The sequence below is a fragment of the Streptomyces tailanensis genome (assembly GCF_008386495.1).
In the GTDB taxonomy this organism is placed as follows: domain Bacteria; phylum Actinomycetota; class Actinomycetes; order Streptomycetales; family Streptomycetaceae; genus Streptomyces; species Streptomyces tailanensis.
On record NZ_VTHJ01000017.1, the window covers coordinates 122,517 to 148,522 of the forward strand.

The following is a 26,006-nucleotide window of genomic DNA, read 5'->3' on the forward strand; positions in this document are numbered from 1 at the left end:
TGGCCCGGAAGGCGTCGGAGGCGAACAAGCGCAGCGAGGACAACGCGCGTGCCCGGGGCGGCCGTTGATGGTCAGCAGCGAGCACGAGAAGACGAAGGACCTGCTGCCGCCGCGTCCGCGCGGTCCGCACCCGTACTGACGTCCCAACCGCCCCGATGGTCGCAGGCCGGGTTCGACTCCCGGCCGGGGCGCTCCGGCCTGCCGCCACGCGCGGCGTGGGCCGCACTTCCCGGACTGGCCGCCGCCCGCTGGGCACTCTCTCGCGGCCCCGGCTCTTCTCCTAATCCCTTCGACATGGGAGCTCCCATGCGCAATTACGTCTGCGGCCACCGGGCCGACACCCCGCAGGACTTCGCCGAACTCGCCCTCGGCACCCCGGCCGAACTGTGGCTCGGGGTCGACGGCGAGAGTGACGAGGAGCGCGCGGCGCGGTTGGACGCGGCGCGTGACATCCTCGCTGACCCCGAGTACCGCACCCTGCCCGACGACCTGATCCGCCTGGCCGCGCGGGTAGTCGAGGAGCACCCGGACCTGTTCAACGTGGTCCCGCTGGCCCGCCCCGCCCGCCGCCGCGCCGTTGGCCGGGGGGCTGCGGCATGAGCGTTGTCGGTCAGGGACTGCCGGCCGCGCACGCTGAGGTGAAAGCGGAGATCGCGCGGACCGACACCAAGGCGGGTTTGCTGCTGGCGTTCGTCGGGGCACTGCTCGCCGGCGCGTGGACCGTCGCCAGGGAGCTGCCGTTGAACACGGCCGCATACGTGGTGGGCGGTGCGGGCATGGCGTTGCTGGTCGCGGCGGCTGATCTGTTGCTGCGGTCGGTGCGCCCGAACCTGGGAGGCCGTCGCCCGGTGGGATTTCCGCTGTGGGCCACGCTCACCCCGCAGGAGATCGCCGATGCCACTGCCGTGTGTGATCTGTCCGTGGACGTCGGGGGTCTGTCCCGTCTGGCGGTGACGAAGTTCACCGGCCTGCGGCGCGCGGTCAACCTGACCCGCGCGGGTGGCGCCCTGCTCATCCTGGCTGGCCTGCTCACGCTGGGAGGTGCGGTATGAGTGAGGGTCTGACGCTGGACGACCTGGCCGTGCCGCTGCGGGCGCTGCGCCTGCTGGCCGCGGACTTCGGTCACCTGCCCGCGCCGGAGGCACGGGTGTCGACGATCTTCCCGAACCGGCTGGAGCTGGCGTTCCACAACAACCTGCCGGGGTTCGAGGTGTGGCGTGAGGCGTTGGGCGTGGCTCCGGACGCTGTGGTGTACCGGGAGCAGAGCAACGGCCGCACACGGGTACTGAAGGCGTCTGCCGAGTACGTGGGCGCCGTGCTGGAGTTGACGGGGTACGGCGACGTTGCGGCCCTGGCACCGGTTGAGGTGCTGGCCTGATGGGGCGGGCGTACGCCAAGTGCTTCGACCCCACCGGGGCCCGCTACGGCATCCCCACCTACCCCTGGCGCATGGCCCCGGACGGCTACGCCACCCGCCGCCAGCTGCGCGCGCGTGGCCTGCGTCCGGGCGGTCAGCCGGTGGCGGCGCAGGTCATGCGCTACAACCGGCGCGCCGGCGGTCCCCGCGTCTCCTACCTCTACCTCATCGACCTGGCCCAGCCGGTGCGTCCGATGACCTCCCGGAAATGGGGCGCGCTGGCGCTGGCGATGCTCGCCCGGCGTACCTGCCCGAAGTGCCGTATCACCTACGGCTACTGCCTGCCGACTTCGCTTGGCATGTGCGTGCTGTGCGCCTTCCCCGACGAACACGAAAGGAAGTGATCACATGGACATGGAGTGGAAGGAAGCCGCCCGCCGGGCGGTTCACTGGAGTCTGCCGGTCGGTCTGACCGGCCTGTCGCTGGGCTGGACGGTCTACGCGGTGGGGGAGATCCTCGCCCGTCAGGCCCCGGCGCCACTGGCGTACACGGTGGCGGGTATCTATGACGCGGTGTGGCTGTACGCGCTGGCCATGGAGACCGCGCACCGCCGGCAGGGATCGTCCGGCAAGCTGCCCGCTTCCCTCGGCTGGCTGTTCCTGGTCACCTCGGTCGGTGTGCTGTTCACGCACGGTCTGATGAACGCCACCGCAGTTGTCGCGGTCATCGGCGCGGTCGTTCCGGCCGCGGCCAAGGCCACGCTGATCATGGCCGTGGAGCGGGATTCCACCCGGATCTCCGCCGCAGCGCAGCGGCAGATCGACGCCGTGCGCAGCGCGACGCGGGATCAGGTGGCCATCGGTCGTGCGGTCACCCGGGCCAAGGCCGACCGCCACGCCACGGCGGCCGTGCTGGAACGCGAGGAGCGCAAGGCCCGCGGCAAGGCGCACAAGGTGCGCCATGAGGCGGCCGAAGAGCTGACGAAGCTCGCCGCCAAGCACCCGGTGGACGACGCCCCGCAGGAGGTGCCCGCGCTGTTCTCCGACGAGGATCTCGCCCGCGTGCTGGGCCAGTGGACACAGGACGGTGTGTCCCCGGGTGTGTCCCCCGTGTCCCCGCAGGTCGGACCCGTGTCCCCGATCGGCGAACTCCCCGCGCCGCAGGATGAGGGACACGCCCCCATCGACCTGTCCGGGCTGGCCGAAGCGGCGGCCGTGGCGGGCATCGCCACTCCCGAGCCGGGCGAGCCGCTGACCGATGAACAGCTCACGGTCGTACTGCGGTGGCTGCGCCACTCGGAGAACCCCCCGCTGTCCTACCGCAAGGCGCTCGCCGCGTACCGCGCGGCAGGCTTCTCCGCAAAGGAAGAGCGGGTGCGCAAGGCCTACGCCGCTCTGATCGACGCGGAAGCGTAGAAGCATCCGGCACACACCAATGACGGCCAGCCCACGGCAATTGGGCTGGCCGTCGTTGCGACTGCCGGAAGCAGTCGAGCACCAGTGAAGCAGACCCGGTGAGCCCCGGCGAGCGGCACCCTCGCAGACCCGGCGCGCAGGCCCGGCGAGCTGACCCGCACCGCAGCCACTGAACTGCACTGTTCCCACGTTTCGGCAGGCCCGGCCGTCCGCCTCCTACAGCTCCGGCCGGGCCCTACTCCCCAAAAGGAGTGCTCACAGCATGACGGAACTCAGCACCGAACCGGTAGCTGTCGAGGCTGCCCCGCCCCCACCGCCTCCGCCGCCCGACACCGCGCCCACCGCGGGCAAGGACGCGAAGGATGTGGAGCACACGCCCGGCGGCTGGCCGGTCGTCCCCCTGGCTCTGACCGGGGCGAACAGCACCGTCGGCGCGGTCGCCGCCGCCTCCCTGGTCGGCGGGCCCATCGCTGCGGCCGTGGCCGCCACCGGCATGGTGGTGCTCGGCACGGTCGCCGCAGCCCGCTCCCGCAAGCCCAACTCCCGCCGCGAGGCCCGCCGGGCCGCGGCTCGCGCTGCCGGCCGTTCGGCCGCACGTTCCGCAAGGCTGCGGAACTCCGGTACAGGCACACGGAGTTCCGGGGGCCGGTCGGCTGGCTCGCGTGCCGGTCGCTCCGGTGACCGGTTGGCCAAGGTGCCTGGCCAGCACCGCCGCGGTTCCGGCCCGGCCGCCCGCCACGGCAGCGCTGCAACCAGCGGAAAGCCTCACGGCAGGACCAGGCACAGCCTGTCCAAGCACGCGGCCAGTAGCGCGGGCAAGGCCGCGGGCCGGGTTGGGCAGGTCAAGGCCCTGCGCGCCGCGCGGCGGGACGCCGCCGGGTCGCGGGCCGGACAGCGGGCACAGACCACGGCGGCCCGCCGCGCGGTCGCCGACGCCCGCCGCACGGCCAAGGCCGCGGCCAGCAATAGCCGGTTGGGCAAGCGCGCCGGTCTGACCGGCCGCCTCATGGGCGGTGCCGCGCGCAAGGCGCGGGCCGCGCGGGATGCGGCGATCGCCAAGCAGCGTGCCCGGCGCGACGCCAAGACCGGCGACACGATCGCGGCGCAGCGCTCCAACATCCGTAAGGCTCCGGCCCGTAGGGCGGCGCGGTCGGCGCTGCGCCGGTCCGCCGCCCGTTTCCAGGGCCGTCGCCTGCTCGCCGCGCTGCTCGCCCTGCCCGTCGGGCTGCTCGGTTGCCTGACCACCCCGATCGGCCGCAGGTTCAACCTGCCGTGGCTGATGTACCCCGGCCGTCGCCTGTACCGGCGGATGGTCCAAACGGCAGCCGAACGGCGCGCGGCCCGCGACGAGGACATCCGCAAGCACCTGCGGGAGGAGGAGGACGCCGCTGACGCGGAAGCGGCCAAGGACGGCACGGACGGTATCGCGGACGGCGTCGAACGTCCCGCGACCCAGGTTCCCGCCGGCATCACATCCCAGGTGAGTGAAGGAGAGCACGTGTCCGGTTTCCGGTTCGAAGAGGCCGCTGCCGAGATGGAGCAGGCCGCCAACCAGTACGACCCCGAGAACGCCATGGAGATCCTGGCCATGGTCGAGGGACTGCCCGCCGCGCTGACCAGCGTGGCCAACGTGATGAAGATCCTCGCGGAGCGCGCCGACTCGGAGTTTCCGCTGGAGAAGGAGGTCGCGGACGGCTTCAACGACATCTTCGGCGCCGTGATGAGCGCCGTGGCGGTCGCCGAGGACATGGGGGAGCTGTTCCGGCAGGCACACGAGGCGGACATCGCCCGGCACGAGGACCCCCGCAACGGCCCTGAGGCCGAGAAGGGCTGGAACGTCTAACTATGACCACCGCCACCACCGCCAAGAACGGCAGTGGCCCGGTGCTGGATTGGGCTGCCGGTCACGGACCTGTGACCGGCGCCCTGTCCGCCACCACCGGAGCCTTCGCCGTCGCCACCACCGGCGCCGCCACCGCCATGCCGCCCGGCTGGGCGGTCGCCGTCGGCGCCGCCGGCGCCCTCGGGCACACCGTCGTCGGCCTGCGGGTACGCAACGCCGGCCGCACCCTCGCTACCCGCGCTGCGTCCTGGCTCGTCGGGGCGGGCTGGACCACGTGGGCCATGACGCACGGTCCGCTGACCTGGGCCGCGCTCGGCTCGCTCGCCACGATCGGGGTCGGGATCGGCGCCGCCGCCCGATCGGCCGCCCTCTACGAAGAGGCCCGCGAGGAAGAGGCGCTCGCCGCCGAACAGCGGCAGATCGCCCAGGAACTCTCCGCCGAACGCCGCGCGATCGCCGAGGAGTGGGCGGAGCGCATTCAGCGGATCTGCCACATCACCGTCCGCGTCCTGGGTGTGGAGAAGTGGGAGACGGGTGCCGGGTACTCCCTCGACCTCGAACCCGAGGGCGGGATCACCTATGACCGCATCGCCCAGCACTCGGTTGCTCTGTCGGCGGATGCCAAGCTGCCGCACGGCTGCACCGCCACCGCCACCCCCGGTATCCACCAGGGGCGGACCATCCTGGACGTGACCACCGTCAACGTCCTACAGGAGGACTGCCCCTACCCCTCCGAGTACGGGCCGCTGTCGGTGCTGACCGGCCTGCCGTGGGGCGTGCGCACCAATGGCGAGCTGGTCTCCGCCTACCTGCGTGAGCAGTGTGCGCTGGTGGTGGGGCCGACGGGGTCGGGCAAGACGAACATGGTCCACACGATCCTGGCCGGGTTCGCCCGCGCCGAGGACGTGCTGACCTGGGTGATCGACCTCAATGCCGGATCGGCCGGACTGCCCTGGGTGTTGCCCGCGCTGAACGGCGAGTTGGAGCGGGAGGACGGCAAGCCCGTGCGGCCCGGTATCGACTGGCTCGCCGGCACCCACGACGAAGCCCTGAAGATGCTCGATGCGGCGCTGGCCATCGGCCTGCACCGCAAGAAGGCGTATCAGGACCTGTTGGCCAAGGCCAACACCGACCTGTTGCCGGTCAGTGCCCGTATCCCGCAGATCCTGCTGGTCATCGACGAGGGCGCGGAAATCCTGGTCAGCACCGACCGGCAGATGAAGGAACTCGCCAAGAAGATCCTGGAAGTCATCCGCATGCTGCGGGCCATGGGCATCCGCACCGTCCTGACCGCCCTGGGTGCGACCGGCAGCGTGCTGGGCAACCTCATGATCCGCCGTGAGGGCAAGGTGCGCGTCGCGCTGACCGGTGGCGAGACGGAAGGCATGGACCTGGGGAAGATGTTCCCCGGACGGCGCGGACTGCGGGTCGAGCAGGCCCCCTATAAGGGCGCGGGGTTCATGGGTACCCCGGAGTCACCGGCGGCGCTGTTCAAGGCGTGGCGGATCCTGCCGAACCAGATTAGGGAGATCACCGCCGCCACATCCGACCGGCACCCCCGGCTCGACGAGGTCTCCGCCAAAGCCGCAGGCCCCGCCTACGCCAGCCGCTGGGACGCCGAACGCACCGCATGGATGCGCGACCACACCCCCGACGACAACCACGCCGACAGCGTGGCGCCGGGGGCGGGGCTGAACCTGTCCGCGCTCAACCGCCCGGCGAACAGCTCGGTGTCGGCGGAGGACGCGATGTTGGCCCGCTTCCGTGCCGAGATCGACGCCCAGTTCGCCACCGCCCCCGACCCCCACACCCCCACCGGCGACACCCCGCCTGCTTCGGGTGGGCTGAACCTGTCCGCGCTGCGGGGCGAGGCGGAGCAGGACAGTCCCGCGCAGCGTGCCGCGCTCGCCGTCCTGCTCACCGCCGGCACCGAAGGAACCGGCGCCTCGGCGATCGCCCGCGCGCTCGCGGATGAGTACGGCACGACCCGTCAGACGGTCGTCGGCTGGCTCAAGACATGGGTCAAAAACGGCACCGCCGTCCGCGTCGGCGAGGGCACCAAAGCCCGCTACGTCCACCGCGACCACGCCCCCGAGCAACCCCCGCAGGACTGATCACTTGTCGTTTGTCGCCCGGCTAGAACAAGGACCGCTTTCCCCTGGCGCGGAAGCCTGAAAACGGCTTCTGAGCTGGGAGGCGACAAGCGACAAGACAAGACAAGCGACAAGCCGCACGACAAGCCAGACGACAAGCAACACGACAAGCCACAGCGCGGGCAGCACCCCCCCGGGATGCTGCCCGCCGCGCGTTCCCCGGGAGGCCGCTCGTGATCGTGACCCTGTCCGCCGTCGCACTCCTCGGAGTGCTCGCCTTCGTCCTGCTGCGAGGCCGCTACGTCGGCCCGTTCAGCGCGCTCGTGCTGTTCCTGCTCGGCTTCTTCACCGCCAGCACCGGCGCCGCCTCCACCATCCGCGCCATATGCCTGGCGCTCGCCGACGCCGCCCGCCACATCACCTGAATCCCTGGCTGGAGACCCCGATGACCGACCACGACCAGCATGCGGCCTGGCAGCCGCGCATGACCGACGCCGAAGCCACCGCCGAAGCCCGCCGGATCATCGCCGACGCCTACCGGCCCGTGCCGCAGATGCCGACCTCCTACCGCGACACCACCCCGCTGCCCGCCTACGGCACCACCCCGCCCGTCCCACAGCCGGACCGCCGGATCGTGCCCGCCTGGGCCGCGGGCACCGCGGTCGCCGGCATCGGTACCGGCGCCGCGTTCGTCGGCATCGGCTGCGGGATCTGGCTCGCCTGCCAAGGATTCGCCGCCGTGACGTTGACCAGCGTCCTGTTCGTCACGCTGCCGATCGCGGCCGTGGCAGCGGTCGCCGCCGCCATCGGCTCCGCCCTGCGGTCGCTGAAGGCCACGCACAACGAGACCCACCACCACTACGCCGGGCCCGTCCGGCAGGAGACCAACCAGATCACCGCCCCGGCGTACGGGCTGATCGCCCGCAACCGCAACGAACTGCACCGCTGATCAAACCCGAGAGGAACCAAGCGTGTTCGAGATCCGCGTGATCTGCGAGCCGGACGACACCGACCGCGTCAGCCAGACCCTGGCCGCCGCGTTCGACACCGGCCCCGCACGCCAGTACCCCACCCGCGACAGCAAGCGCACCCGGCTGTACTTCACCGCCGACCACCGACCCACCACACCCGAAAGCGAGTAACACCATGTCGTTCGGAGAGACCCCGATCACCATCATCGGCAACCTGACCGCCGACCCGGAACTGAAGTTCACCGACTCCGGCCAGGCGCTCGCCAAGTTCACCGTCGCCTCCACCCCGCGCACCTTCGACCGCGAGGCGAACCAGTGGAAGGACGGCACGTCCACGTTCTTCCGCTGCGCCGCCTGGCGCGCGCTCGCCGAACACGTCGCCGAGTCCCTCGGCAAGGGCTCGCGCGTGGTGCTGTCCGGGCGGATCCGGCAGCACGACTGGAAGACCCTGGAGGGCGAGAACCGCTCCATGCTCGCCGTCGAGGTCGACGAGATCGGCGCGTCCCTGCGCTTCACCACCGTGACCATCAACGGCAAGCGCACAGGCGGCAACGGCTCCGCCGACGCCTCCGGCGACCCGTGGAACACCGACGGCAATGCCCCGAAGCCTCCGTTCTAGGTCGGCCAGGGGCGGCCATCGTCTTGCCAAAGTCCCTGGCCGCCCCGGCTCCCTTGTCCTGACCACAGAAGCAGGAGAGCCGTGCTGTTCTACCTGACCACCCACAAACGGCACTGGGTGAAACTCACGAAGGTGCCGCTGTTCCTCAAGTCCGAGCACTTTGCTACGGCGCGCACGCTGCCCGTAGCGCTGGGCCGCTACGCGGTCGACTCCGGCGGCTTCTCGGAGCTCCAGCGCCACGGCCGCTGGACGCGCACCCCACGGCAGTACATCGGCGACCTGCGCCGCATCTGGGAGGGCGTGGGCCCGTTCGACTGGGCCGCGCCGCAGGACTGGATGTGCGAGGACGCCATCATCCACGGCGGCACCATCGGCGGACAGCGCTTCGTCGGCACCCACCTCAGCGTTGGCGAACACCAGCGCCGCACCGTGGCCAACTACCTGGAACTGCGCTCCCTGGCCCCCGAGTTGCCGATCGTGCCGGTCCTGCAAGGCCGCACGCTCGCCGACTACGAGCAATGCGTGAGCCTCTACGACCGCGCTGGCGTCGACCTGGCCCGCGAGCCCACCGTGGGGCTCGGCTCCGTCTGCCGGTTGCAGTCCACCCGCGAGGGCGCCGCGATCGTCACCGCCATGGCCGCACACGGGCTCCGCCTGCATGGCTTCGGCTTCAAAACCCTGGGCCTGGAACGCGTCGGCCACCTGCTGGCCTCCGCCGATTCTGCGGCCTGGAGCTACCACGCCCGCCGCAGACCGCCGCTGGACGGCCACCCGCACAAGAACTGCGCCAACTGCCTGCCCTACGCGCTGCGCTGGCGCTCCCGCGTCCTCGACTCGCTGCCCACCTGGCAGCAACCCGCCCTGGACGCGGCCTGATCGCCTGGAGCGGCCACCGTCTCGCCAAAGTCCGTGGCCGCCCCGGCTCCCTTGTCCTGACCACAGAACAGGAGAACCTCCAGCATGCCCCAACCCAACCCCGCCGCGTTGCTGACCGCAGCGCTCAACGCCGCTGAGCGTGACTGGCGCGTCCATCCGCTCCTACCCGGCGGCAAGGCCTCCGCCCTGCACGGCGAACGTTCCTGCCCCCACACCGGCGAGTGCGCCGGCGGACACGTGAAGTGGGAACAGCGCGCCACCACCGACCCCGACCGCATCCGCGCCGCGTGGTCCGCAGGCCCGTTCAACGTCGGCATCGCCCCGGGCCCCTCCGGCCTGGTCGTCGTCGACCTGGACGTGCCCAAGGAGGAAGAACACAAGGGCAGTTCGGCCGCGCCTTGCGGCGCGACGTCCTTCTCTGCGCTCTGCGAGCGCGCCGAAGAGCCGTGGCCGACTACCTACACGGTGCGGACGCCCTCCGGCGGCATGCACCTGTACTTCACCACCCCGGCGGGCATCCGCCTTCACAACACCGCTGGCACCGTGGCCCCGTACGTGGACACCCGGGCGTGGGGCGGCAACGTCGTGGCCGCAGGCAGCATCACTCCGCGGGGCGCCTACGAGGTGGCCGACGACGCACCCGTGGCGGACCTGCCCGCCTGGCTCCTGCTCCACCTCCAGGCCCCGCCCGCGCGTACGGCAGTGCCCGCCCCGCTCCTGATTCCGGGACAGGCCACCCGCCGCGCCACGGTGGCGCTGGAACGCGAAGCGGCCTCCGTCAGGGACACCCCTGAAGCCGGTGGTCCGGAGGGCGGCCGGAACAACCAGCTGATGGTGAGCGCCCGCGCCCTGGGCAGGTTCGTCGCCTGGGGCGAGATCACCCGGGACGCGGTCGAGGAGGCTTTTCAGGCCGCCGGCGAGGCGGCCGGACTGTCCCCGACCGAGTGCCGCACCACCATCCGCAGCGCCCTGGACTGGTCGATCCGCACCGCCCGCCCCCGGGAGGCCGCATGAGCCCCCAGTGCGCCCCTGAAAAGCCTCACGCACCCGCGTCGGGCCGTTCGCGCCCGTTTCCGGCTGCCCCGCACGGCGGCCGTGGCACGAAGGACGACGGCCGACAGGCCGTCCTTTCATCCCTTCCCCCCGACCAGCACCCCAGCGCCCCACCGGCCGGTGACGGCCGTTTCCCCGTGGCCTGGCTCCACATCCGCGCACCGCGCGGCGCCACCCCGACCGCCACGTCGACGTGCCTGTGCGGCCGTGACCGCAGCGCCGTCGGCCACCGCAAGGTCCACGCCCTGATCGCCGACCACGAAGCCCACCGCCACCTCTGCCCGCTCCGCACCACCCAGGAAGGGAGGAACGCCGCATGACCAGCACCAACCCGTCCGCGCCGTCCATCGACGGCGCGGCCCTGCTGGACGAGGTCGAAGCGTTCCACCGACGCTTCAACGTCTTCCCCACCGAAGCCGCCTACGTCGCCGTCGCCCTCTGGGACGCGCACGCACACCTCATGGACGCCTTTGACGGCACCGCCCGACTGGCGTTCCTCTCCCCCGAGCCGGGCTCGGGGAAGTCGCGGGCGCTGGAGATCGTGGAGACGCTCACCCCGAACGCCGCGCTCACCGTCAACGCCTCGGCCAACGCGCTGTTCCGGCTGGTCGAAGCCACTCCTGGCCTGCCGACTCTGCTGTTTGACGAGATCGACACCGTGTTCGGTCCCAAGGCCGGAGGCAACGAAGAGGTACGCGGGTTCCTGAACTCCGGGTATCGGCGCGGCGCAACCTCGCTGCGGTGCGTGGGTGATGGCTCCAACCAGAGCGCCGGTTTCTTTCCGTCGTTTTGCGCGGTGGCCATCGCCGGGCTCGGCTCCCTGCCAGACACGATCCTGACCCGCTCGGTCATCATCCGCATGCGCAAGCGCGCCCCCAACGAGAAGGTGGAGCCCTACCGGCGCCGCGTCCACGAGAAGCAGGGCCATGCCCTGCGTGACCGGCTCGCTAAGTGGGCCGTCACTGTGCGGGATGCCGTGGCCGAAGCCTGGCCCGAGATGCCTGAGGGCGTCTCCGACCGGCCAGGCGACGTGTGGGAGCCGCTGCTCGCCGTCGCCGACGCAGCCGGCGGGCACTGGCCCGAGCGGGCCCGCGCCGCCTGCCTGGAACTCGTCAACGCCGGCCGGGACGACGACGAAGCCTCACTCGGCATCCGGCTGCTGACCGACCTACGCGACAAGGTGTTCCGCGGCGCCGACCGCATGCCCACCGCCGTCATCCTGGAAATCCTGCTCAAGCTGGACGACGCCCCATGGGCCGACGTAGACGACAAACCCGTCAACGCCCGGATCCTGTCCAAGTTGCTCGGGCAGTACGTCACCCCCGGCAACAAGCCGATCAAGCCGCGAGGCATTCGTACCCCCTCCGGGTTCCCCAAGGGCTACTACGCGGAAGACCTCACGGACGCCTGGACCCGGTATTGCCCTCCACCCCCCGGAGAATCCGCCACGTCCGCCACGTCCGCCACACCGCAGGTCAACAGGGGTGAATCCGTGGCGGATACCGCCACGCCGATCCGCCACGCGGTCGCGGAAACCGCCACACAGCCCACCCTCACCGGCTGACCGACCGAGCGCCCTCGGTGCCGCCGCACCCGCCGGGTGCGGCGGCACCTATCCGCCACAAAACCACTATCCGCCACACGATCAAGGCTCTGAACTGCGGTGTGGCGGCGTGGCGGACGTGGCGGATCTGGCAGGGGGAGAGCGCCGCGCCCTCCCCCTGCTCCTGCATGCTCCGACTGCTCAAGGAGATATTGCTATGTCTGCCGCTTCCCGTAGGCGCCGCTCCCCTGCTGATGAGTGGGTCCCGCTGAGCGAAGCTCTCGACGAAATCGGCATAACCCGCGCCACCTACTACCGCTGGCGGAACCGTGGCTACGCGCCGGAAGTCCGGCGCCTGCCGAACGGTCATCTCCGCATGCGCCGAAGCGTCCTAGACGCCTTTCTGAACGACCTGGAGGTCGCGTGACCCAGTGGAGCTACACCGTGCGGATCTGGGCAATCCGCAAGCGCCCGTACCGCAAGCCCTATCAGCTCCGCTGGCAAGTCGGCACCCGTCCGCACTCGGAGTCGTTCCTCACCTCTGGGCTCGCCGAGAGCAGGCGAGCACAGCTCGTCACGGCGACGCGCGAGGGCGAACCGTTCGACGTTGAGAGCGGTTTGCCCAAGTCGATGGTCCAGAAGGAGAAGGACATCCCCTGGTACCAGCACGCTCGGGACTACATCGAGATGAAGTGGGACCACTCGCCGGCGACCACCCGCAAGAACCTCGCTGAGGCCATGGCCACCGTGACCCCCATCATCGTCAAGGACACGCGAGGCATGGCGGATCACCGTCTCGTGCGGCGCGCGCTCTATAGCTGGGCCTTCAACGTCAAGCGGTGGGACGAAGAGCCCCCGTCGGACGTCGAGGAGGTGTTGGCATGGTTCGAACGGAAGTCGCTTCCCGTCTCGGCTCTCTCGGAGAAGATGCTGGTCCGCCGGGCGTTGAACGCCTGCACCAAACGGATGGACGGCAAGACTTCCGCAGGGTCAGTGATCGCCCGGAAGCGAGCGATCTTCCATCAGGCTCTCGGTTACGCAGTCGATGCCGAGATGCTGGCAGAGAACCCCATGCACGCACTCCAGTGGAAGGCACCCGAGAAGGTAGATGAGGAAGTCGACCCCGAGTGCGTACCTGATCCGGAGTTGGCGGAACGACTCTTGGCCAGCGTGCGCGCGCAAGGTCCCCGCGGGCGCCACCTGGAAGCATTCTTCGGCTGCATCCTCTACTCAGCGGCGCGCCCCGGCGAAACGGTCGGCCTGCTGGAGTCAGACGTGTATCTGCCACGTCGCGGATGGGGCAGGATCATGCTCCGCGAGAGCCGTCCGCGAGCCGGCCGACCGTGGACCGACTCAGGTGAGGCTCACGACAAAAAGGGGCTCAAGCACCGGTCTCGCAAGGCCGTTCGACCGGTCCCCATCCCGCCCCGGCTGGTGGCGCTGCTCCGCTGGCACATCACCGTCCACGGAGTCGCGCCCGACGGCCGACTGTTCCGTACGGCTCGCGGCGGCATGGTGCAGGAGAGCGGCTACGGCGAGGTATGGGCGACCGCTCGGCAAGAGGTACTGACCCCGCAGGAGTGCGCGACGAAGCTTGCCAAGCGTCCATATGATCTTCGACACACGGCCGTGTCCACTTGGCTCAGCGCTGGAGTGGAACCGCAGATCGTTGCCGCGCGCGCGGGGCACAGCGTGGCCGTCCTCTTCCGGGTGTACGCGAAGTTCCTCCGGGGCGGGGACGATGCCGCCAACGCGAAGATCTCCGCCCGTCTGGACGGCTGAGGGCCCACCGCCCTCATAACCCCTGGTCGGGGCAGAAATCCCCGTCCACGCCCCGTCCAGAACTACTGGTAGAGAGCGGGAAAGAGCGAGGCACGGTGAGACAGTTCAGCCGACTCGCGCCCTCGACACAGACGGCCCCTGCGCTGCGTTTTCGCAGCTCAGGGGCCGTCTTTTCCACGTGGCGGCGCCAGGATTCGAACCTGGGTAGGCTAAGCCGACGGATTTACAGTCCGCTCCCATTGGCCACTCGGGCACACCGCCTGGGATTTGCCGCCCTTCGAACCGCTTTTCGGCGGTGCTCCGTGGCGACGACGTAAACGATACCTGATGCTCGGGGGTGCTTCGCCACCTGATTGATCAGTACTCGGAGGGGGCGGGGTGGCTAGGCTTGTCCGGATGCGACCCGGACCTGATGCCCGGCTCAACGGTCGTCTTCCACGCGCGCCGGCACGCATCCGATGGTCCCGACACGCCCCCCGATACCCCGATACAAGGAGCCACAGGACATGGCCGACTCCAGTTTCGACATCGTCTCGAAGGTCGAGCGGCAGGAGGTCGACAACGCCCTCAACCAGGCCGCCAAGGAGATCTCCCAGCGCTACGACTTCAAGGGCGTCGGCGCCTCGATCTCGTGGTCCGGCGAGAAGATCCTGATGGAGGCGAACTCCGAGGACCGTGTGAAGGCCATCCTCGACGTCTTCCAGTCCAAGCTGATCAAGCGCGGGATCTCCCTGAAGGCGCTGGACGCGGGTGAGCCCCAGCTGTCCGGTAAGGAGTACAAGATCTTCGCGTCGATCCAGGAGGGCATCTCCCAGGAGAACGCCAAGAAGGTGGCGAAGATCATTCGCGACGAGGGTCCGAAGGGCGTCAAGGCCCAGGTCCAAGGCGACGAGCTCCGCGTCAGCTCCAAGAGCCGCGACGACCTGCAGGCCGTGATCGCCCTCCTCAAGGGCCAGGACTTCGACTTCGCGGTGCAGTTCGTCAACTACCGGTAATCGCCGGGGAGAAGGGTGGGCCCCGGCTCCGGCCGAGGTGTCCGCCCTTCTCGCCTGTCGGCTGCGGATTCAGGTGGTGATGTACGCGGTCAGTTGCGGGAGTGGCCGAACAGCAGGCGGTAGACGATCAGCAGGGCCAGGGAGCCGCCTATCGCGGCCGCCCAGGTCGCGCCGTCGTAGAAGTCCTTGGTTATCGGGTGGTCCAGCCAGCGGGCGGAGATCCAGCCGCCGATGAAGGCCCCCGTGACACCGATGAGAGTCGTGCCGATGAAGCCGCCCGGGTCCCGGCCCGGCAGCAGGAACTTGGCGATGGCGCCGGCCAACAGTCCCAGAACGATCCAACCGATGATGCTCATGCCGTGAACCTGCCCTTTCGTGCTGTATCTGTGCTGTGCCCTGCCTGTTGTCTCCATCACGTGTTGTCGTGGAGGACGCCTCGGCGATGTCTGTCGGTTGCGCTGGTCAGTAGGGTGCGGCCCATGACACAACCCGTCTCGAACGTCCGGCTGCGGCGCACCCTCGGGGTCGGTGACGCTGTGGTCATCGGCCTCGGGTCGATGGTCGGTGCAGGCATCTTCGCGGCGCTGGGCCCCGCGGCACGCGCCGCCGGGTCCGGGCTGCTGCTCGGGCTGGGGGTCGCCGCCGCCGTCGCGTACTGCAATGCCATGTCGTCGGCACGGCTGGCTGCCGTGTATCCCGCCTCGGGCGGCACGTATGTGTACGGGCGTGAGCGGCTGGGCGACTTCTGGGGGTATCTGGCCGGCTGGTCGTTCGTCGTCGGCAAGACGGCCTCGTGCGCCGCGATGGCACTCACCGTGGGGGCGTACGTCTGGCCGGGGCAGGCGCATGCCGTGGCGGTGGCCGCCGTGGTGGCGCTGACCGCCGTGAACTACGGCGGCGTACAGAAGTCGGCCTGGCTGACGCGGGTGATCGTCGCTGTCGTGTTGGCGGTCCTCGCTTCCGTGGTGGTCGCGTGTCTGGGGTCCGGTGAGTCCGATGCCGGGAGGCTGGACATCGGGGCGTCGGGTGGCGTGGGCGGAGTGTTGCAGGCGGCCGGGTTGTTGTTCTTCGCTTTCGCCGGGTACGCGCGGATCGCGACCTTGGGCGAGGAGGTGCGGGATCCGGCGCGCACCATCCCGCGCGCGATCCCGCTCGCGCTGGGCATCGCGTTGGTCGTGTACGCGGCTGTCGCTGTCGCCGTCCTTTCCGTGCTGGGCTCGGGTGGTCTGAGGCAGGCCTCGGCTCCGCTGGCCGAGGCGGTGCGGGCGGCCGGGGTGCCGGGTCTGGTGCCCGTGGTGCGGGTCGGCGCCGCCGTGGCGGCGCTCGGGTCGCTGCTGGCGCTCATCCTGGGTGTCTCGCGCACGACGCTCGCCATGGCCCGGGACCGGCATCTTCCCGGCGCTCTCGCCGCCGTGCACCCCCGTTTCCAGGTGCCGCACCGGGCGGAACTGGCTGTCGGTGCCGTGGTCGCCGTCCTGGCCGCCACGGTGGACGTCCGGGGCGCGATCGGTTTCTCCTCCTTCGGTGTGCTCGCGTACTACGCGGTCGCCAACGCGTCGGCCTGGACGCTGAGTTCGGCGGCTGTCTCGCGGGTCGTGCCGGTGGTCGGTCTCGTCGGGTGCGTGATGCTGGCGTTCGCGCTGCCCGGGGTGTCTGTGACCGTGGGCGCGGGTGTATTGGGCGTGGGTGTGGCGGCGTACGGCGTGCGGCGGCGGTGGGCCGGGCGGGGGCCGAGGCGGGGCGGCGCCTGAGGCCGCCCGCTCACGAGGCGTGCGCTACCGCCGGCCGTATGTGCAACTGCGGGCGCATGGTCACCGCTGTGCGGGGTGCGCGTACGGGGTTGGCCACGGGGGTCGGGCCCGAAGTCCTGGCCCGTGGGCCGGGGTTGTGTGGCTCCTCCGGTGCCCTGTTCTGCGACTGCTCGATCTCGGTCATGGATTCATGATGCAGGGCGGCGCTGACATTCGTGCGGCCTGTGGATAAGTGAGCGGGCGCTCAGGATCTGGGCGGGGGTGCGGCTCGGGCGAGGTGGCCGGCGCTCCACCCCCGGTGCGCCCGCTCTACCAGCGCTGCTGAGCGAACGGCTGGTTCGAGCGCACGATTTCGCGGCCCAGGGGCATCAGCGAGACCGGCACGAGCTTGAAGTTGGCGATGCCGAACGGGATGCCGATGATCGTGACGCAGAGCACGAGGCCCGTGAAGATGTGGGTCAGCGCGAGCCACCAGCCCGCCAGGAGCAGCCAGAGGATGTTGCCCAAACAGGAGGGCGCGCCCGCGTCACGGCGCTCGACCGCGGTGTACCCGAAGGGCCACAGGGCGTAGATGCCGATGCGGAAGGACGCGATGCCGAAAGGGATGCCGATGATCGTGATGCACAGGAGCAAGCCTGCGAACAGGTAGCCGAGGAAGAGCCAGAAGCCGCTGAGGATCAGCCAGATGATGTTCAGAATGGTCTTCACTGGTGGCGACCTGCCATCTTCTCGAGTCGGGCGATGCGTTCCGCCATCGGCGGGTGTGTCGAGAACATTCTGGAGAATCCCCGGCCCGGCCGGAAGGGGTTCGCGATCATCATGTGGCTCGCGGTCTCGATGCGCGGCTCGGGGGGCAGGGGGAGCTGCTTGGTGCCTGTTTCCAGTTTGCGAAGGGCACTGGCGAGAGCGAGTGGTTCGCCGGTGAGTTGGGAGCCGGAGGCGTCCGCCTCGTACTCCCTGGAGCGGCTGATCGCGAGCTGGATGAGGGACGCGGCGAGCGGGCCGAGGATCATGATCAGCAGCATGCCGAGGAGGCCCGGGCCGTCGTCGTCATCGGAGCGGCCGATGGGGATCAGCCAGGCGAAGTTCACCAGAAACATGATCACGGAGGCGAGGGCTCCGGCGACCGACGAGATCAGGATGTCGCGGTTGTAGACATGGCTCAGCTCGTGGCCGATGACGCCGCGCAGCTCGCGCTCGTCGAGAAGACGGAGGATGCCGTCTGTGCAGCACACGGCCGCGTTGCGCGGGTTGCGGCCGGTCGCGAACGCGTTGGGGGCATCCGTCGGGGAGATGTACAGACGGGGCATGGGCTGGCGGGCCTGGGTGGAGAGCTCACGGACCATGCGGTACAGCGCCGGGGCCTCGAACTCGCTCACCGGGCGGGCGCGCATCGCGCGTAGAGCCAGCTTGTCGCTGTTCCAGTACGCGTACGCGTTCGTGCCGAGCGCCAGGAAGACCGCGACGACCAGACCCGTACGGCCGAAGAGGCTTCCTACGACGATGATGAGTGCGGACAGTCCCCCGAGGAGTACGGCGGTCCTGAGCCCGTTGTGCCGGCGGTGCACGGTACGCCCTCCAAGTCGTGCGGCAGGGGAACCCTTTGCTTGCTGTTGCTGTTGGCTCCACTACTCAGTGGACCCTCCCGTACTGGTCAACGCCAGGCGGGGGGTACTAGTTCCCTTGTGCGCGCGGGACGGCCGGTGGGCCGTCCGGGTGACGGCGGGCCGCGCTAGAAGAGACCCGTGTCGGCGAAGCGCAGGACCAGCTGGGGTGCTCCGGAGAGGGCGATTCCGACGATTCCGGTGAGGGCGATCGCCGTGGTCAAGGGTGCTGGGACGCGGTGCGGTTCGGGTGCGCCCTCGGGGGCGCGGAACAGCAGGGTCGTCCACTGGAGGTAGTAGAAGAGCGCGATCACCACGTTGACGGCCATGACGACGGCGAGCCAGCCAAGGCCCGCGTCGACGGCCGCGGAGAAGACGGTGACCTTGGCGAAGAGGCCGATGATGCCCGGTGGCAGCCCGGCGAGGCAGAGCAGGAAGAAGGCCAGGAGCAGGGCGGTCGCAGGGTTCGACGCGTACAGGCCACGGTAGTCGCTGATGCGGTTCAAGGGCTTCGTACGGCTGACGAGGGCGGCCACGGAGAAGGCGCCGAGGTTCACCGCCGCGTACATCAGGGCGTAGGCGACCGTGGAGCCGATCGCCTGCTCGGCGTCGTCGGAGTACGCGGCCGCCGCGATCGGCACCAGGAGGTAGCCGGCCTGGCCGACGGAGGACCAGGCGAGCAGGCGGACCGCGCTGTACGCGCGCGTGGACTGCTGTTTCAGGGCGCCGACGTTGCCGACGGTCATGGTGAGGGCGGCGAGCGCGGCGAGTGCCGGGCCCCAGACGTCGGCGTACGACGGGAGGGCGACGACGGTGACGAGGATCAGGCCGGAGAAGCCGACCGCCTTGCCGACGACGGACAGGTAGGCGGCCACGGGCAGCGGGGCGCCCACGTAGGTGTCCGGGACCCAGAAGTGGAACGGTACGGCGGCCGTTTTGAAGGCGAAGCCGATGAGGGTGAGGACGACGCCGGCCTGGGTGAGGGTGTGCAGGTTGCTGTCGACGTTCTGGATCCGGTCGGCGATCTCGGTGAGGTACAGGGTGCCCGTGGTGGCGTAGACGAAGCTGATGCCCAGGAGGCTGACGGTGGTCGCGGTGACGGACGACAGGAAGAACTTCAGGGCCGCCTCGGAGGACCGCTTGTCGCCGTGCCGGATGCCGACGAGAGCGAAGGCGGGCAGGGAGGCGACCTCCAGGGCGACGATGAGCGTCGCGAGGTCGCGGGAGGCGGGCAGCAGGGCGGCGCCGGCGGCGGACGACAGCAGCAGGAACCAGAACTCCCCTTCGGGGAGTTCCTTCTTCGCGTCCTTCAGGGCCGTCATCGACAGCAGGGCCGCCAGGAGGGCGCCGCCGAGGACGAGGAACTGGATGACGAGGGTGAAGCGGTCCGCGGTGTAGCTGCAGACGTCCGGGGCGCCGGTCAGGCAGAAGGTGGCGCGGTCGCCGTCCAGGAGCGGCAGGAGGGCCATCAGGGAAATGGTCAGGCCCACGACGGACGTCCAGCCGAGCAGGGCCTTCTTCGTATCGCCCACGAAGAGGTCGGCGACGAGCACGGCGAGGCCGACGACCGCGGCGATCGTGGGCGGCGCGATGGCGAGCCAGTCGACGGACTGGACGACGGACTCGGCCAGTGGCTGGGCCGGGGAGCTCATCGGGTGCCTCCTGCGAGGAGCTGCTGCACGGCCGGGTCGGTCAGGCCGAGGAGAACCGCGGGCCAGAGGCCGGCGAGAACGGTGAGGGCGACGAGCGGCGTCCAAGCCGCGAACTCATACGTCTGTACGTCCGCGAGTTGCGGCCCCTCCTTCGGGGCGGCGCCCATGCAGACGCGGCGAACCACGATCAGCAGGTACGCGGCGGTCAGGAGCGTGCCGAACGCGGCGATGGTCATGAAGGTGAGGAAGGCCGGGCGACTGAGGCCGTCGGCGGGTTCGAACGCGCCGAACAGCGCCAGCATCTCGCCCCAGAACCCGGCGAGCCCCGGTAGTCCGAGCGAGGCCACGGCGCCGAAGGCAAGCAGGCCTCCGAGGCGCGGGGCCTTGCCGTAGAGGGCGGCGCCGGTCTCCTGCGCGAGGCTGTCGAGGTCGGTGGTGCCGGTGCGGTCCTTCAGCGCTCCGACCAGGAAGAAGAGCAGGCCGGTGATGAGGCCGTGGGCGATGTTGGCGAACAGGGCGCCGTTCACGCCGGTCGGGGTCATCGTGGCGATGCCGAGCAGTACGAAGCCCATGTGGCCGACTGACGAGTAGGCGATGAGGCGCTTGAGGTCACCCTTCGCGCCCTGCTTGGCGAGGGCGAGGCAGGCGAGGGATCCGTAGATGATTCCGACGACCGCGAAGGCGGCGAGGTACGGCGCGAAGGTGCGGAAGCCGTCGGGCGTGATCGGCAGCAGGATACGGACGAACCCGTACGTGCCCATCTTCAGCAGGACGCCGGCCAACAGGACCGAGCCGACGGTCGGGGCGGCGGTGTGGGCGTCCGGCAGCCAGCTGTGCAACGGCCACATCGGGGTCTTGACCGCGAGCCCGATCCCGATCGACAAAACGGCGATGACCTGCACGGATGTGGTCAGCTCGGGGCGATTGTCAGTGGCGAGTGCCACCATGTCGAATGTGCCCGCCTTGATTCCGATCAGGAGCAGGCCGAGCAGCATGACCACGGAACCGAGCAGGGTGTAGAGGATGAACTTCCAAGCGGCTTGAGTGCGTTGCTCACCCCCCCAGCGGGCGATGAGGAAGTACATCGGGATGAGCACCATCTCGAACGCGAGGAAGAACAGCAGCAGGTCGAGGACGGCGAAGGTCGCGAGGGTGCCGGACTCCAGGACGAGCAGCAGGGCGATGAAGGCCTTCGGGGACGGACCCGTTGGCATTTTGAAGTAGGAGTAGAGCGCGCAGAGGAAGGTCAGCAGCGCGGTCAGGACCAGGAGGGGGAGGGAGATGCCGTCGATGCCGAGGTGGATGCGCACGTCGAGTGCGGGGATCCAGCTGATGTCCGTGCTGGCCTGCATCTTCGACGGCTGGTCGTGGTCGAAGCCGAGCGCGAGGACGATCGCGGCGATGAGCACCGCACCGGCCACGGTGACACCGTGGCGGAGCACGGCCTGCTCGGATGACTTCCCCTTCAGTCCGGGCGGGGCCGGCAGGAGAGCGGCAGCGGCGCCGATGAGCGGGCCGACGACGACGAACGCCAGAAGGAACTGCATCACGGACTCGTTGATATCGATCACGCCTGCTCACGCTCCCGTGGCGACGACGAGGACGGCGACCACCAGGACGACGGTGCCGGCGAGCAGCGCGCTCACATAGGTCTGCACATTGCCGGTCTGGGCCCGGCGTACGGCCGCGCCCAGCAGACGGGGCAGGGCGCCCGCGCCGTGGACGTAGGTGTCGACGACCTCGCGGTCGAGGAATCGGACGAGACTCGCGCCGGCCTGGACCGGGCGGACGAAGAGCGCCGAGTACACGGCGTCGAGGTGGAAGCCGACGGCGGCGTGGCGGTGCAGCGGGCCTAGCAGGAGACGGGCCGGGTCCGCCGGGTCGGGTGCCGAGGCCGTGCCTCCGTAGGCGGGCGCGTGGCTGGCGATCGCCTCCGCTTCGACCGTTGCGGCATCGCCCTCCGGGTGGGCCGCGACCGCGCCCAGCGGGACTCGGACCGCCATGGCGGAGGTGTACCGCCAGGCCGTGTACGTCAGGAGTCCGCCGGCCAGGGCAGCGCCCGTGCCGAGGACGGACGTGGTGAGCGTGGGGGCCAGATCGTCGCCGTCGAACCAGTCGGGGAGCGTGCCGTAGGCCAGTGCTCCGAAGGCGAGGGACGGTACGGCGAGCACCCACAGCACGAGCGTCATGGTGCGCGGCTGGCGGCCGTGGTCGGGGGCTTCGGCGCCCTTGCCGCAGAAGGCGAGCAGCCACAGACGGGTGGCGTACGCGGCGGTGAGCAGGGCCGTGAGGAGGCCGGCGACGAGGACGGTCCAGCCCGCGGCGCCGGGGATGGGCTCGGCGTGGCCGGTGGCGGCGTGCTCGGCGGCGCCGAGGACGGACTCCTTGGAGAAGAAGCCGCTGAACGGCGGGATCGCGGCCAGGGCGAGGAGGGCGATGGTCATCGTCCAGTAGGCGTCGGGGACGCGGGCGCGCAGGTTGCTCATGCGGGACATGGCGGCCAGGGAGTTGGTGCCGGCGGCATGGATGATCACGCCGGCGGCGAGGAACAGCAGCGCCTTGAAGGCGCCGTGGGAGAGGAGGTGGAAGACGGCGGCGCCGCGGTCGCCGACGGCGAGGGCGCCGGTCATGTAGCCGAGCTGGCCGATCGTCGAGTAGGCGAGGACGCGCTTGATGTCGTCCTGGGCGAGAGCGGCGAGAGCGGAGCCGGCCATCGTGACCGCGGCCATGACGGCGAGGACGACCAAGGCCGCCGAGGAAGCGGCGAAGACCGGGAGGAGCCGGGCGACGAAGTAGACACCGGCGGCGACCATCGTCGCGGCGTGGATCAGCGCGGACACGGGCGTCGGGCCCGCCATCGCGTCGGGCAACCAGGTGTGGAGCGGGAACTGCGCCGACTTGCCCGCGACACCGGAGAGGAGCAGCAGGGCGACGAGTGTCGGGTGGTCGAGGCCGCCGTCGGCGACGGTGGAGAGGATCCGCGTGATGCGGAACGATCCCGCGTCCGCGGCGAGGGCGAACAGACCGATCAGAAAGGGGACATCACCGAGCTTGGTGACCAGGAAGGCCTTGAGGGAGGCGGCGCGGGCCTCGGGGGTCTCCCAGTAGTGGCCGACCAGGAAGTACGAGCAGATGCCCATGATCTCCCAGCCGACCAGGAGCACCATCAGGTCGCCGGAGTACACGACGAGGAGCATCGCGGAGGTGAACAGGGAGACGAGAGCGGCGTAGGAGGGGTAGCGCGGGTCGTCGCGCAGGTAGCCCGTCGAGTAGATCTGCACGCAGGTCGCGACCAGGCCGACCAGGACGGCGACGAGGGCGGCGAAGCCGTCGATGTGCAGGGCGAGTTCGATGGGGATCGAGCCGGTGGGGGTGAGCTCTGTGGCGGCGTTGACGGGGCGATCGCCGCCCTGGCGTACGGCGACCAGTACCGCCAGCGCGAAGGCGGTGAGGGTCGGCAGTACGGCGAGGGGGCGTACGAAGCCGGGGGCCGTGCGGCCGAGGAGCAGGCCGACCGCGGCGCCGAGGAACGGAAGGAGGGGGACGAGGACGGCGAGGGTGGTGGTGGTCACGCGGTGGCCTCGGCCTTCTCCGTCTGTCCGGCCGCCGGTTCAGTGGTGACGGTGGCCTCGTCAGGGCCGCCCGGGCCGTCGGTCTCGTGGCCCTCGGCGGTGTCGCGGAGCTTGTCGATGTCCGCGGTTCCTCGGTTGCGGTGGACGGCGAGAACGATCGCGAGACCGATGCCGATCTCGGCGGCGGCGATGGTGATGGTGAACAGGGTCAGGGCCTGGCCGGAGTGCAGGGTTTCCTCAGCGGCCTTGGTGAGCCAGACGTCGAAGGCGACGAGGTTGAGGTTGACGGCGTTGAGCATCAGCTCGACGGACATCAGAACCAGGATCGCGTTGCGGCGGGCGAGGACTCCGTACAGGCCCGTGCAGAAGAGGAGGGAGGAGAGGACGACGGGATAGGCGATGTGCATCAGCGGGCGCCTTCCTGCTCGGCCTGACCTTTTCGCCCGATCGGGTGATTACGGGAATCCGGGACGGATGAGGAACTCCCGGTCGCGCCCCGGGAGTTCACAGAGGGAGAGCTCGACTCCGTCTTCGTCTTGCGGGAGAGGACGATCGCGCCGACCAAGGCCGTGAGGAGGAGGACGGAGAGGGCCTCGAAGGGGAGGACCCAGTTCTGGAAGAGGCTTTCGCCGGTGGCCTTGGTTGAGCCGGCGGCGGGGCCGTCGAGGTCGATCCAGGTGGTGCGGAAGGCGTCGACGACGACCCAGACGAGGGCGGCGGCAGCGGCGACGGCCACGGTGAGGGCGGCCCAGCGATTGCCGGAGTCGGCGTCCGGGGAGCGGCCGATGGGGGCCTTGGTGAGCATCAGACCGAAGAGGAGGAGGACGACGACCGAACCGACATAGATGAGGACCTGCACCCAGGCGATGAACTCGGCGGTGAGGAGGAGGTATTCGACGGCGAGGCCACCGAGGGCCACCACCAGCCAGAGGGCGGCGTGCACCAGTTGGCGGGTGGTGACGGTGACGATCGCGGCGCCGAAGGTGACCAGGCCGACGAGGAGGAAGGCGATCTCGACGCCGGTCGGGGAGAGGAAGCCTCGCGTCTCGACGGCGGCCAGGGCGGGGGGCGTCGTGGTGGTGGCGGCTGCGACCGCGGCTGCGGCGAGGCTCACGAGTCCCCCTCCTGTGTTGTGGCGCGCTTGGTCGGCTTGGTCGAGTCGGCCGGGTCGGTGGGCTTGGTCGGCTCAGTGGGTTCGGTGGGCTTGGTCGGCTTAGGCGGGTCTGTGGGCTTGGTTGGCTCGGATTTCTCCGGCTGGGCTGCCTGTTCTGTCTCGGCGGTTGCCAGTTTTTCGGCGGTCTTGCGGGCGGCGGCGAGTTCCTTGGGTTCCTCGGCGGAGGGGTCGAGGGCGGGTGGGGCGGGGACCGTCCACATCCACTCGCGGAGTTTGTCGCGCTCGTGGGTGAGTTCGTGGATGTCGGTCTCGGCGTACTCGAACTCCGGGGACCAGAAGAGGGCGTCGAAGGGGCAGACCTCGATGCAGATACCGCAGTACATGCAGAGGGCGAAGTCGATGGCAAAGCGGTCGAGGACGTTGCGGCTGCGCTCGCGGCCGCCGGGGGCGACCGGCGGGACGGTCTCCTTGTGGGAGTCGATGTAGATGCACCAGTCCGGGCACTCGCGGGCGCAGAGCATGCAGACCGTGCAGTTCTCCTCGAAGAGGCCGATGACGCCTCGGGTGCGGGGCGGGAGCTCGGGCTGGGCGTCCGGGTACTGCTCGGTGACGGTCTTCCTCGTCATCGTGCGGAGGGTGACGGCCAGGCCCTTGGCGAGGCCGGAACCAGGGATGCGGGACCGGGTGGGGGTGGGCGGGACAGGCTCGGCCATGGCTACTGGATCACCACCTTGACGATGCCGGTGAGGGCGATCTGGGTGAGGGAGAGGGGGACGAGAAGGGTCCAGGAGAGCTTCTGGAGCTGGTCCTCGCGCAGGCGGGGGTAGGTGACGCGGAGCCAGATGACGACGAAGGCGAGGACGGCGGTCTTCAGGAGGGTCCAGACCCAGCCGAGGCCGTCGGCGCCCCAGGGGCCGTGCCAGCCGCCGAGGAAGAGGACCGTGGTGAGGCCGCACAGGACGACGATTCCGGCGTACTCGGCGAGGAGGAACAGGGCGAAGCGGAGGCCGGTGTACTCGGTGTAGGCGCCGAAGATGATCTCCGAGTCGGCGACGGGCATGTCGAAGGGCGGGCGCTGGAGTTCGGCGAGGCCGGCGACGAAGAAGACGATCGCGCCGACGATCTGCCAGGGCAGCCACCACCACTCGAAGGCGTCGAGGATGCCGGGGAGGGAGACCGTGCCGGCCGCCATCGCCACGGAGGCGGCCGTCAGCAGCATCGGGAGTTCGTAGGCGAGGAGCTGGGCGGCGGTGCGGAGGCCGCCGAGGAGGGAGAACTTGTTGGCGGAGGCCCAACCGGCCATGAGGGAGCCGAGGACGCCCACGCCCATCACGGCGAGGACGAAGAAGATGCCCGCGTCGATGACCTCGCCGACCGCGCCCTCGCCCGGGCCGATGGGGATGGCGAGGAGGACGAGGAGGTACGGGAGGAGGGCGACGGCGGGGGCGAGTTGGAAGATACGGCGGTCCGCGCCGGCCGGGACGACGTCTTCCTTCTGGGCGAACTTGACGCCGTCGGCGATGAGTTGGGCCCAGCCGTGGAAGCCGCCGGCGTACATGGGGCCGAGGCGGCCCTGCATGTGGGCCATCACCTTGTGTTCGGTCTGGCCGATGATCAAGGGGAAGGTGAGGAAGACGACGAAGACGAGCAGGAGTCGCAGGGCGACGTCGAGAGCGTCGTTCACTGCGGGCCTCCTGCGGGGGTGTCGGGGTCGGGGGTGTCGGGGTCGGGGGTGTCGGGGTCGGGGGTGTCGGGGTCGGGGGTG

General features: G+C 70.2%; 30 protein-coding genes and 1 tRNA gene. 19 read left to right on the forward strand and 12 right to left on the reverse strand.

What is annotated here, in order from left to right:
• Positions 1 to 306: 306 nt before the first annotated feature.
• The 17 genes from F3T56_RS16650 (at position 307) to F3T56_RS16725 (ending at position 13,553) form a co-directional block, all read left to right on the forward strand.
• Positions 307 to 600, forward strand: a complete 294-nt coding sequence (locus F3T56_RS16650; RefSeq protein WP_149825946.1) for a hypothetical protein — start codon at positions 307 to 309, stop codon at positions 598 to 600.
• Positions 597 to 1,052, forward strand: coding sequence for a Pycsar system effector family protein (locus tag F3T56_RS16655; RefSeq protein WP_149825947.1), 456 nt, complete (start codon positions 597 to 599; stop codon positions 1,050 to 1,052). Before F3T56_RS16650 ends, F3T56_RS16655 begins: the two co-directional genes overlap by 4 nt.
• Complete coding sequence (locus tag F3T56_RS16660) at positions 1,049 to 1,378, forward strand: hypothetical protein (protein WP_149825948.1); 330 nt, start codon at positions 1,049 to 1,051, stop codon at positions 1,376 to 1,378. Before F3T56_RS16655 ends, F3T56_RS16660 begins: the two co-directional genes overlap by 4 nt.
• Positions 1,378 to 1,761, forward strand: coding sequence for an RRQRL motif-containing zinc-binding protein (locus F3T56_RS16665; protein WP_149825949.1), 384 nt, complete (start codon positions 1,378 to 1,380; stop codon positions 1,759 to 1,761). The genes F3T56_RS16660 and F3T56_RS16665 overlap by 1 nt, the downstream gene beginning before the upstream one ends.
• Positions 1,762 to 1,765: 4 nt before the next feature.
• Entirely contained in the window at positions 1,766 to 2,773 is a 1,008-nt protein-coding gene (locus tag F3T56_RS16670; RefSeq protein WP_149825950.1) for a hypothetical protein, read from the forward strand.
• Positions 2,774 to 3,035: 262 nt separating this feature from the next.
• On the forward strand, positions 3,036 to 4,616 hold the full coding sequence (locus F3T56_RS16675; protein ID WP_149825951.1) for a hypothetical protein: 1,581 nt from the start codon (positions 3,036 to 3,038) through the stop codon (positions 4,614 to 4,616).
• A gap of 2 nt (positions 4,617 to 4,618) precedes the next feature.
• Positions 4,619 to 6,730, forward strand: a complete 2,112-nt coding sequence (locus F3T56_RS46180) for a hypothetical protein (protein ID WP_172638983.1) — start codon at positions 4,619 to 4,621, stop codon at positions 6,728 to 6,730.
• Between the two features lie 212 nt (positions 6,731 to 6,942).
• Positions 6,943 to 7,134, forward strand: coding sequence for a hypothetical protein (locus F3T56_RS16685; RefSeq protein WP_149825952.1), 192 nt, complete (start codon positions 6,943 to 6,945; stop codon positions 7,132 to 7,134).
• A gap of 20 nt (positions 7,135 to 7,154) precedes the next feature.
• Positions 7,155 to 7,658, forward strand: coding sequence for a hypothetical protein (locus tag F3T56_RS16690; RefSeq protein ID WP_149825953.1), 504 nt, complete (start codon positions 7,155 to 7,157; stop codon positions 7,656 to 7,658).
• Positions 7,659 to 7,680: 22 nt separating this feature from the next.
• Positions 7,681 to 7,851, forward strand: a complete 171-nt coding sequence (locus F3T56_RS46185) for a hypothetical protein (RefSeq protein WP_172638984.1) — start codon at positions 7,681 to 7,683, stop codon at positions 7,849 to 7,851.
• Between the two features lie 4 nt (positions 7,852 to 7,855).
• A complete protein-coding gene (gene ssb / locus F3T56_RS16695) occupies positions 7,856 to 8,299 on the forward strand; it encodes a single-stranded DNA-binding protein (protein ID WP_149825954.1) in 444 nt (147 codons plus the stop codon).
• An 81-nt stretch (positions 8,300 to 8,380) separates the two neighbouring features.
• The gene (locus tag F3T56_RS16700) at positions 8,381 to 9,175 is read left to right on the forward strand and encodes a deazapurine DNA modification protein DpdA family protein (RefSeq protein ID WP_149825955.1); all 795 of its coding nucleotides are present in this window, start codon (positions 8,381 to 8,383) and stop codon (positions 9,173 to 9,175) included.
• 84 nt (positions 9,176 to 9,259) lie between these two features.
• Positions 9,260 to 10,189, forward strand: coding sequence for a bifunctional DNA primase/polymerase (locus F3T56_RS16705; RefSeq protein ID WP_149825956.1), 930 nt, complete (start codon positions 9,260 to 9,262; stop codon positions 10,187 to 10,189).
• A gap of 176 nt (positions 10,190 to 10,365) precedes the next feature.
• Positions 10,366 to 10,548, forward strand: a complete 183-nt coding sequence (locus F3T56_RS16710) for a hypothetical protein (RefSeq protein ID WP_149825957.1) — start codon at positions 10,366 to 10,368, stop codon at positions 10,546 to 10,548.
• Positions 10,545 to 11,792, forward strand: a complete 1,248-nt coding sequence (locus tag F3T56_RS16715; RefSeq protein WP_149825958.1) for a DUF3631 domain-containing protein — start codon at positions 10,545 to 10,547, stop codon at positions 11,790 to 11,792. The genes F3T56_RS16710 and F3T56_RS16715 overlap by 4 nt, the downstream gene beginning before the upstream one ends.
• Before the next feature lie 196 nt (positions 11,793 to 11,988).
• On the forward strand, positions 11,989 to 12,198 hold the full coding sequence (locus tag F3T56_RS16720; RefSeq protein ID WP_149825959.1) for a helix-turn-helix transcriptional regulator: 210 nt from the start codon (positions 11,989 to 11,991) through the stop codon (positions 12,196 to 12,198).
• Positions 12,195 to 13,553, forward strand: coding sequence for a tyrosine-type recombinase/integrase (locus F3T56_RS16725; protein ID WP_149825960.1), 1,359 nt, complete (start codon positions 12,195 to 12,197; stop codon positions 13,551 to 13,553). Before F3T56_RS16720 ends, F3T56_RS16725 begins: the two co-directional genes overlap by 4 nt.
• Positions 13,554 to 13,732: 179 nt before the next feature.
• On the opposite strand, the gene F3T56_RS16730 is transcribed toward F3T56_RS16725, so the two are convergent.
• Positions 13,733 to 13,814: transfer RNA gene (locus tag F3T56_RS16730), tRNA-Tyr, on the reverse strand.
• Positions 13,815 to 14,059: 245 nt separating this feature from the next.
• Here F3T56_RS16730 and F3T56_RS16735 point away from each other — a divergent pair.
• Positions 14,060 to 14,548 carry a YajQ family cyclic di-GMP-binding protein gene (locus tag F3T56_RS16735; protein WP_149825961.1) on the forward strand — a complete coding sequence of 163 codons (489 nt, stop codon included), beginning with the start codon at positions 14,060 to 14,062 and terminating at the stop codon, positions 14,546 to 14,548.
• Between the two features lie 89 nt (positions 14,549 to 14,637).
• Here the strand turns inward: F3T56_RS16735 and F3T56_RS16740 are convergent, their stop codons facing one another.
• Positions 14,638 to 14,904, reverse strand: a complete 267-nt coding sequence (locus tag F3T56_RS16740) for a GlsB/YeaQ/YmgE family stress response membrane protein (protein ID WP_149825962.1) — start codon at positions 14,902 to 14,904, stop codon at positions 14,638 to 14,640.
• Between the two features lie 123 nt (positions 14,905 to 15,027).
• Here F3T56_RS16740 and F3T56_RS16745 point away from each other — a divergent pair, with 123 nt between their 5' ends.
• Positions 15,028 to 16,299 (forward strand): APC family permease, encoded by a 1,272-nt coding sequence (locus F3T56_RS16745; protein ID WP_149825963.1) that lies wholly within the window; start codon positions 15,028 to 15,030, stop codon positions 16,297 to 16,299.
• Positions 16,300 to 16,309: 10 nt separating this feature from the next.
• On the opposite strand, the gene F3T56_RS46190 is transcribed toward F3T56_RS16745, so the two are convergent.
• The 10 genes from F3T56_RS46190 to F3T56_RS16790 all read right to left on the reverse strand — a co-directional run bounded on the left by F3T56_RS46190 (position 16,310) and on the right by F3T56_RS16790 (position 25,925).
• Entirely contained in the window at positions 16,310 to 16,483 is a 174-nt protein-coding gene (locus tag F3T56_RS46190; protein WP_172638985.1) for a hypothetical protein, read from the reverse strand.
• 125 nt (positions 16,484 to 16,608) lie between these two features.
• Positions 16,609 to 17,007 carry a YccF domain-containing protein gene (locus F3T56_RS16750; protein WP_149825964.1) on the reverse strand — a complete coding sequence of 133 codons (399 nt, stop codon included), beginning with the start codon at positions 17,005 to 17,007 and terminating at the stop codon, positions 16,609 to 16,611.
• On the reverse strand, positions 17,004 to 17,867 hold the full coding sequence (gene htpX, locus F3T56_RS16755; RefSeq protein ID WP_149825965.1) for a zinc metalloprotease HtpX: 864 nt from the start codon (positions 17,865 to 17,867) through the stop codon (positions 17,004 to 17,006). The genes F3T56_RS16750 and htpX overlap by 4 nt, the downstream gene beginning before the upstream one ends.
• A 164-nt stretch (positions 17,868 to 18,031) precedes the next feature.
• Positions 18,032 to 19,555, reverse strand: a complete 1,524-nt coding sequence (locus tag F3T56_RS16760) for an NADH-quinone oxidoreductase subunit N (protein WP_149825966.1) — start codon at positions 19,553 to 19,555, stop codon at positions 18,032 to 18,034.
• Positions 19,552 to 21,126 (reverse strand): complex I subunit 4 family protein, encoded by a 1,575-nt coding sequence (locus F3T56_RS16765; RefSeq protein ID WP_149825967.1) that lies wholly within the window; start codon positions 21,124 to 21,126, stop codon positions 19,552 to 19,554. Before F3T56_RS16765 ends, F3T56_RS16760 begins: the two co-directional genes overlap by 4 nt.
• Positions 21,127 to 21,132: 6 nt before the next feature.
• Complete coding sequence (locus F3T56_RS16770; protein WP_149825968.1) at positions 21,133 to 23,127, reverse strand: NADH-quinone oxidoreductase subunit 5 family protein; 1,995 nt, start codon at positions 23,125 to 23,127, stop codon at positions 21,133 to 21,135.
• The gene (nuoK, locus tag F3T56_RS16775; protein WP_149825969.1) at positions 23,124 to 23,534 is read right to left on the reverse strand and encodes an NADH-quinone oxidoreductase subunit NuoK; all 411 of its coding nucleotides are present in this window, start codon (positions 23,532 to 23,534) and stop codon (positions 23,124 to 23,126) included. Before nuoK ends, F3T56_RS16770 begins: the two co-directional genes overlap by 4 nt.
• Positions 23,534 to 24,241 carry an NADH-quinone oxidoreductase subunit J family protein gene (locus F3T56_RS16780; protein ID WP_149825970.1) on the reverse strand — a complete coding sequence of 236 codons (708 nt, stop codon included), beginning with the start codon at positions 24,239 to 24,241 and terminating at the stop codon, positions 23,534 to 23,536. The genes nuoK and F3T56_RS16780 overlap by 1 nt, the downstream gene beginning before the upstream one ends.
• Positions 24,238 to 24,954 (reverse strand): NuoI/complex I 23 kDa subunit family protein, encoded by a 717-nt coding sequence (locus F3T56_RS16785; protein WP_246203650.1) that lies wholly within the window; start codon positions 24,952 to 24,954, stop codon positions 24,238 to 24,240. Before F3T56_RS16785 ends, F3T56_RS16780 begins: the two co-directional genes overlap by 4 nt.
• Before the next feature lie 2 nt (positions 24,955 to 24,956).
• Positions 24,957 to 25,925: a complex I subunit 1/NuoH family protein gene (locus F3T56_RS16790; protein WP_149825971.1), complete on the reverse strand. Its 969-nt coding sequence runs from the start codon at positions 25,923 to 25,925 to the stop codon at positions 24,957 to 24,959.
• Positions 25,926 to 26,006 lie beyond the last annotated feature (81 nt).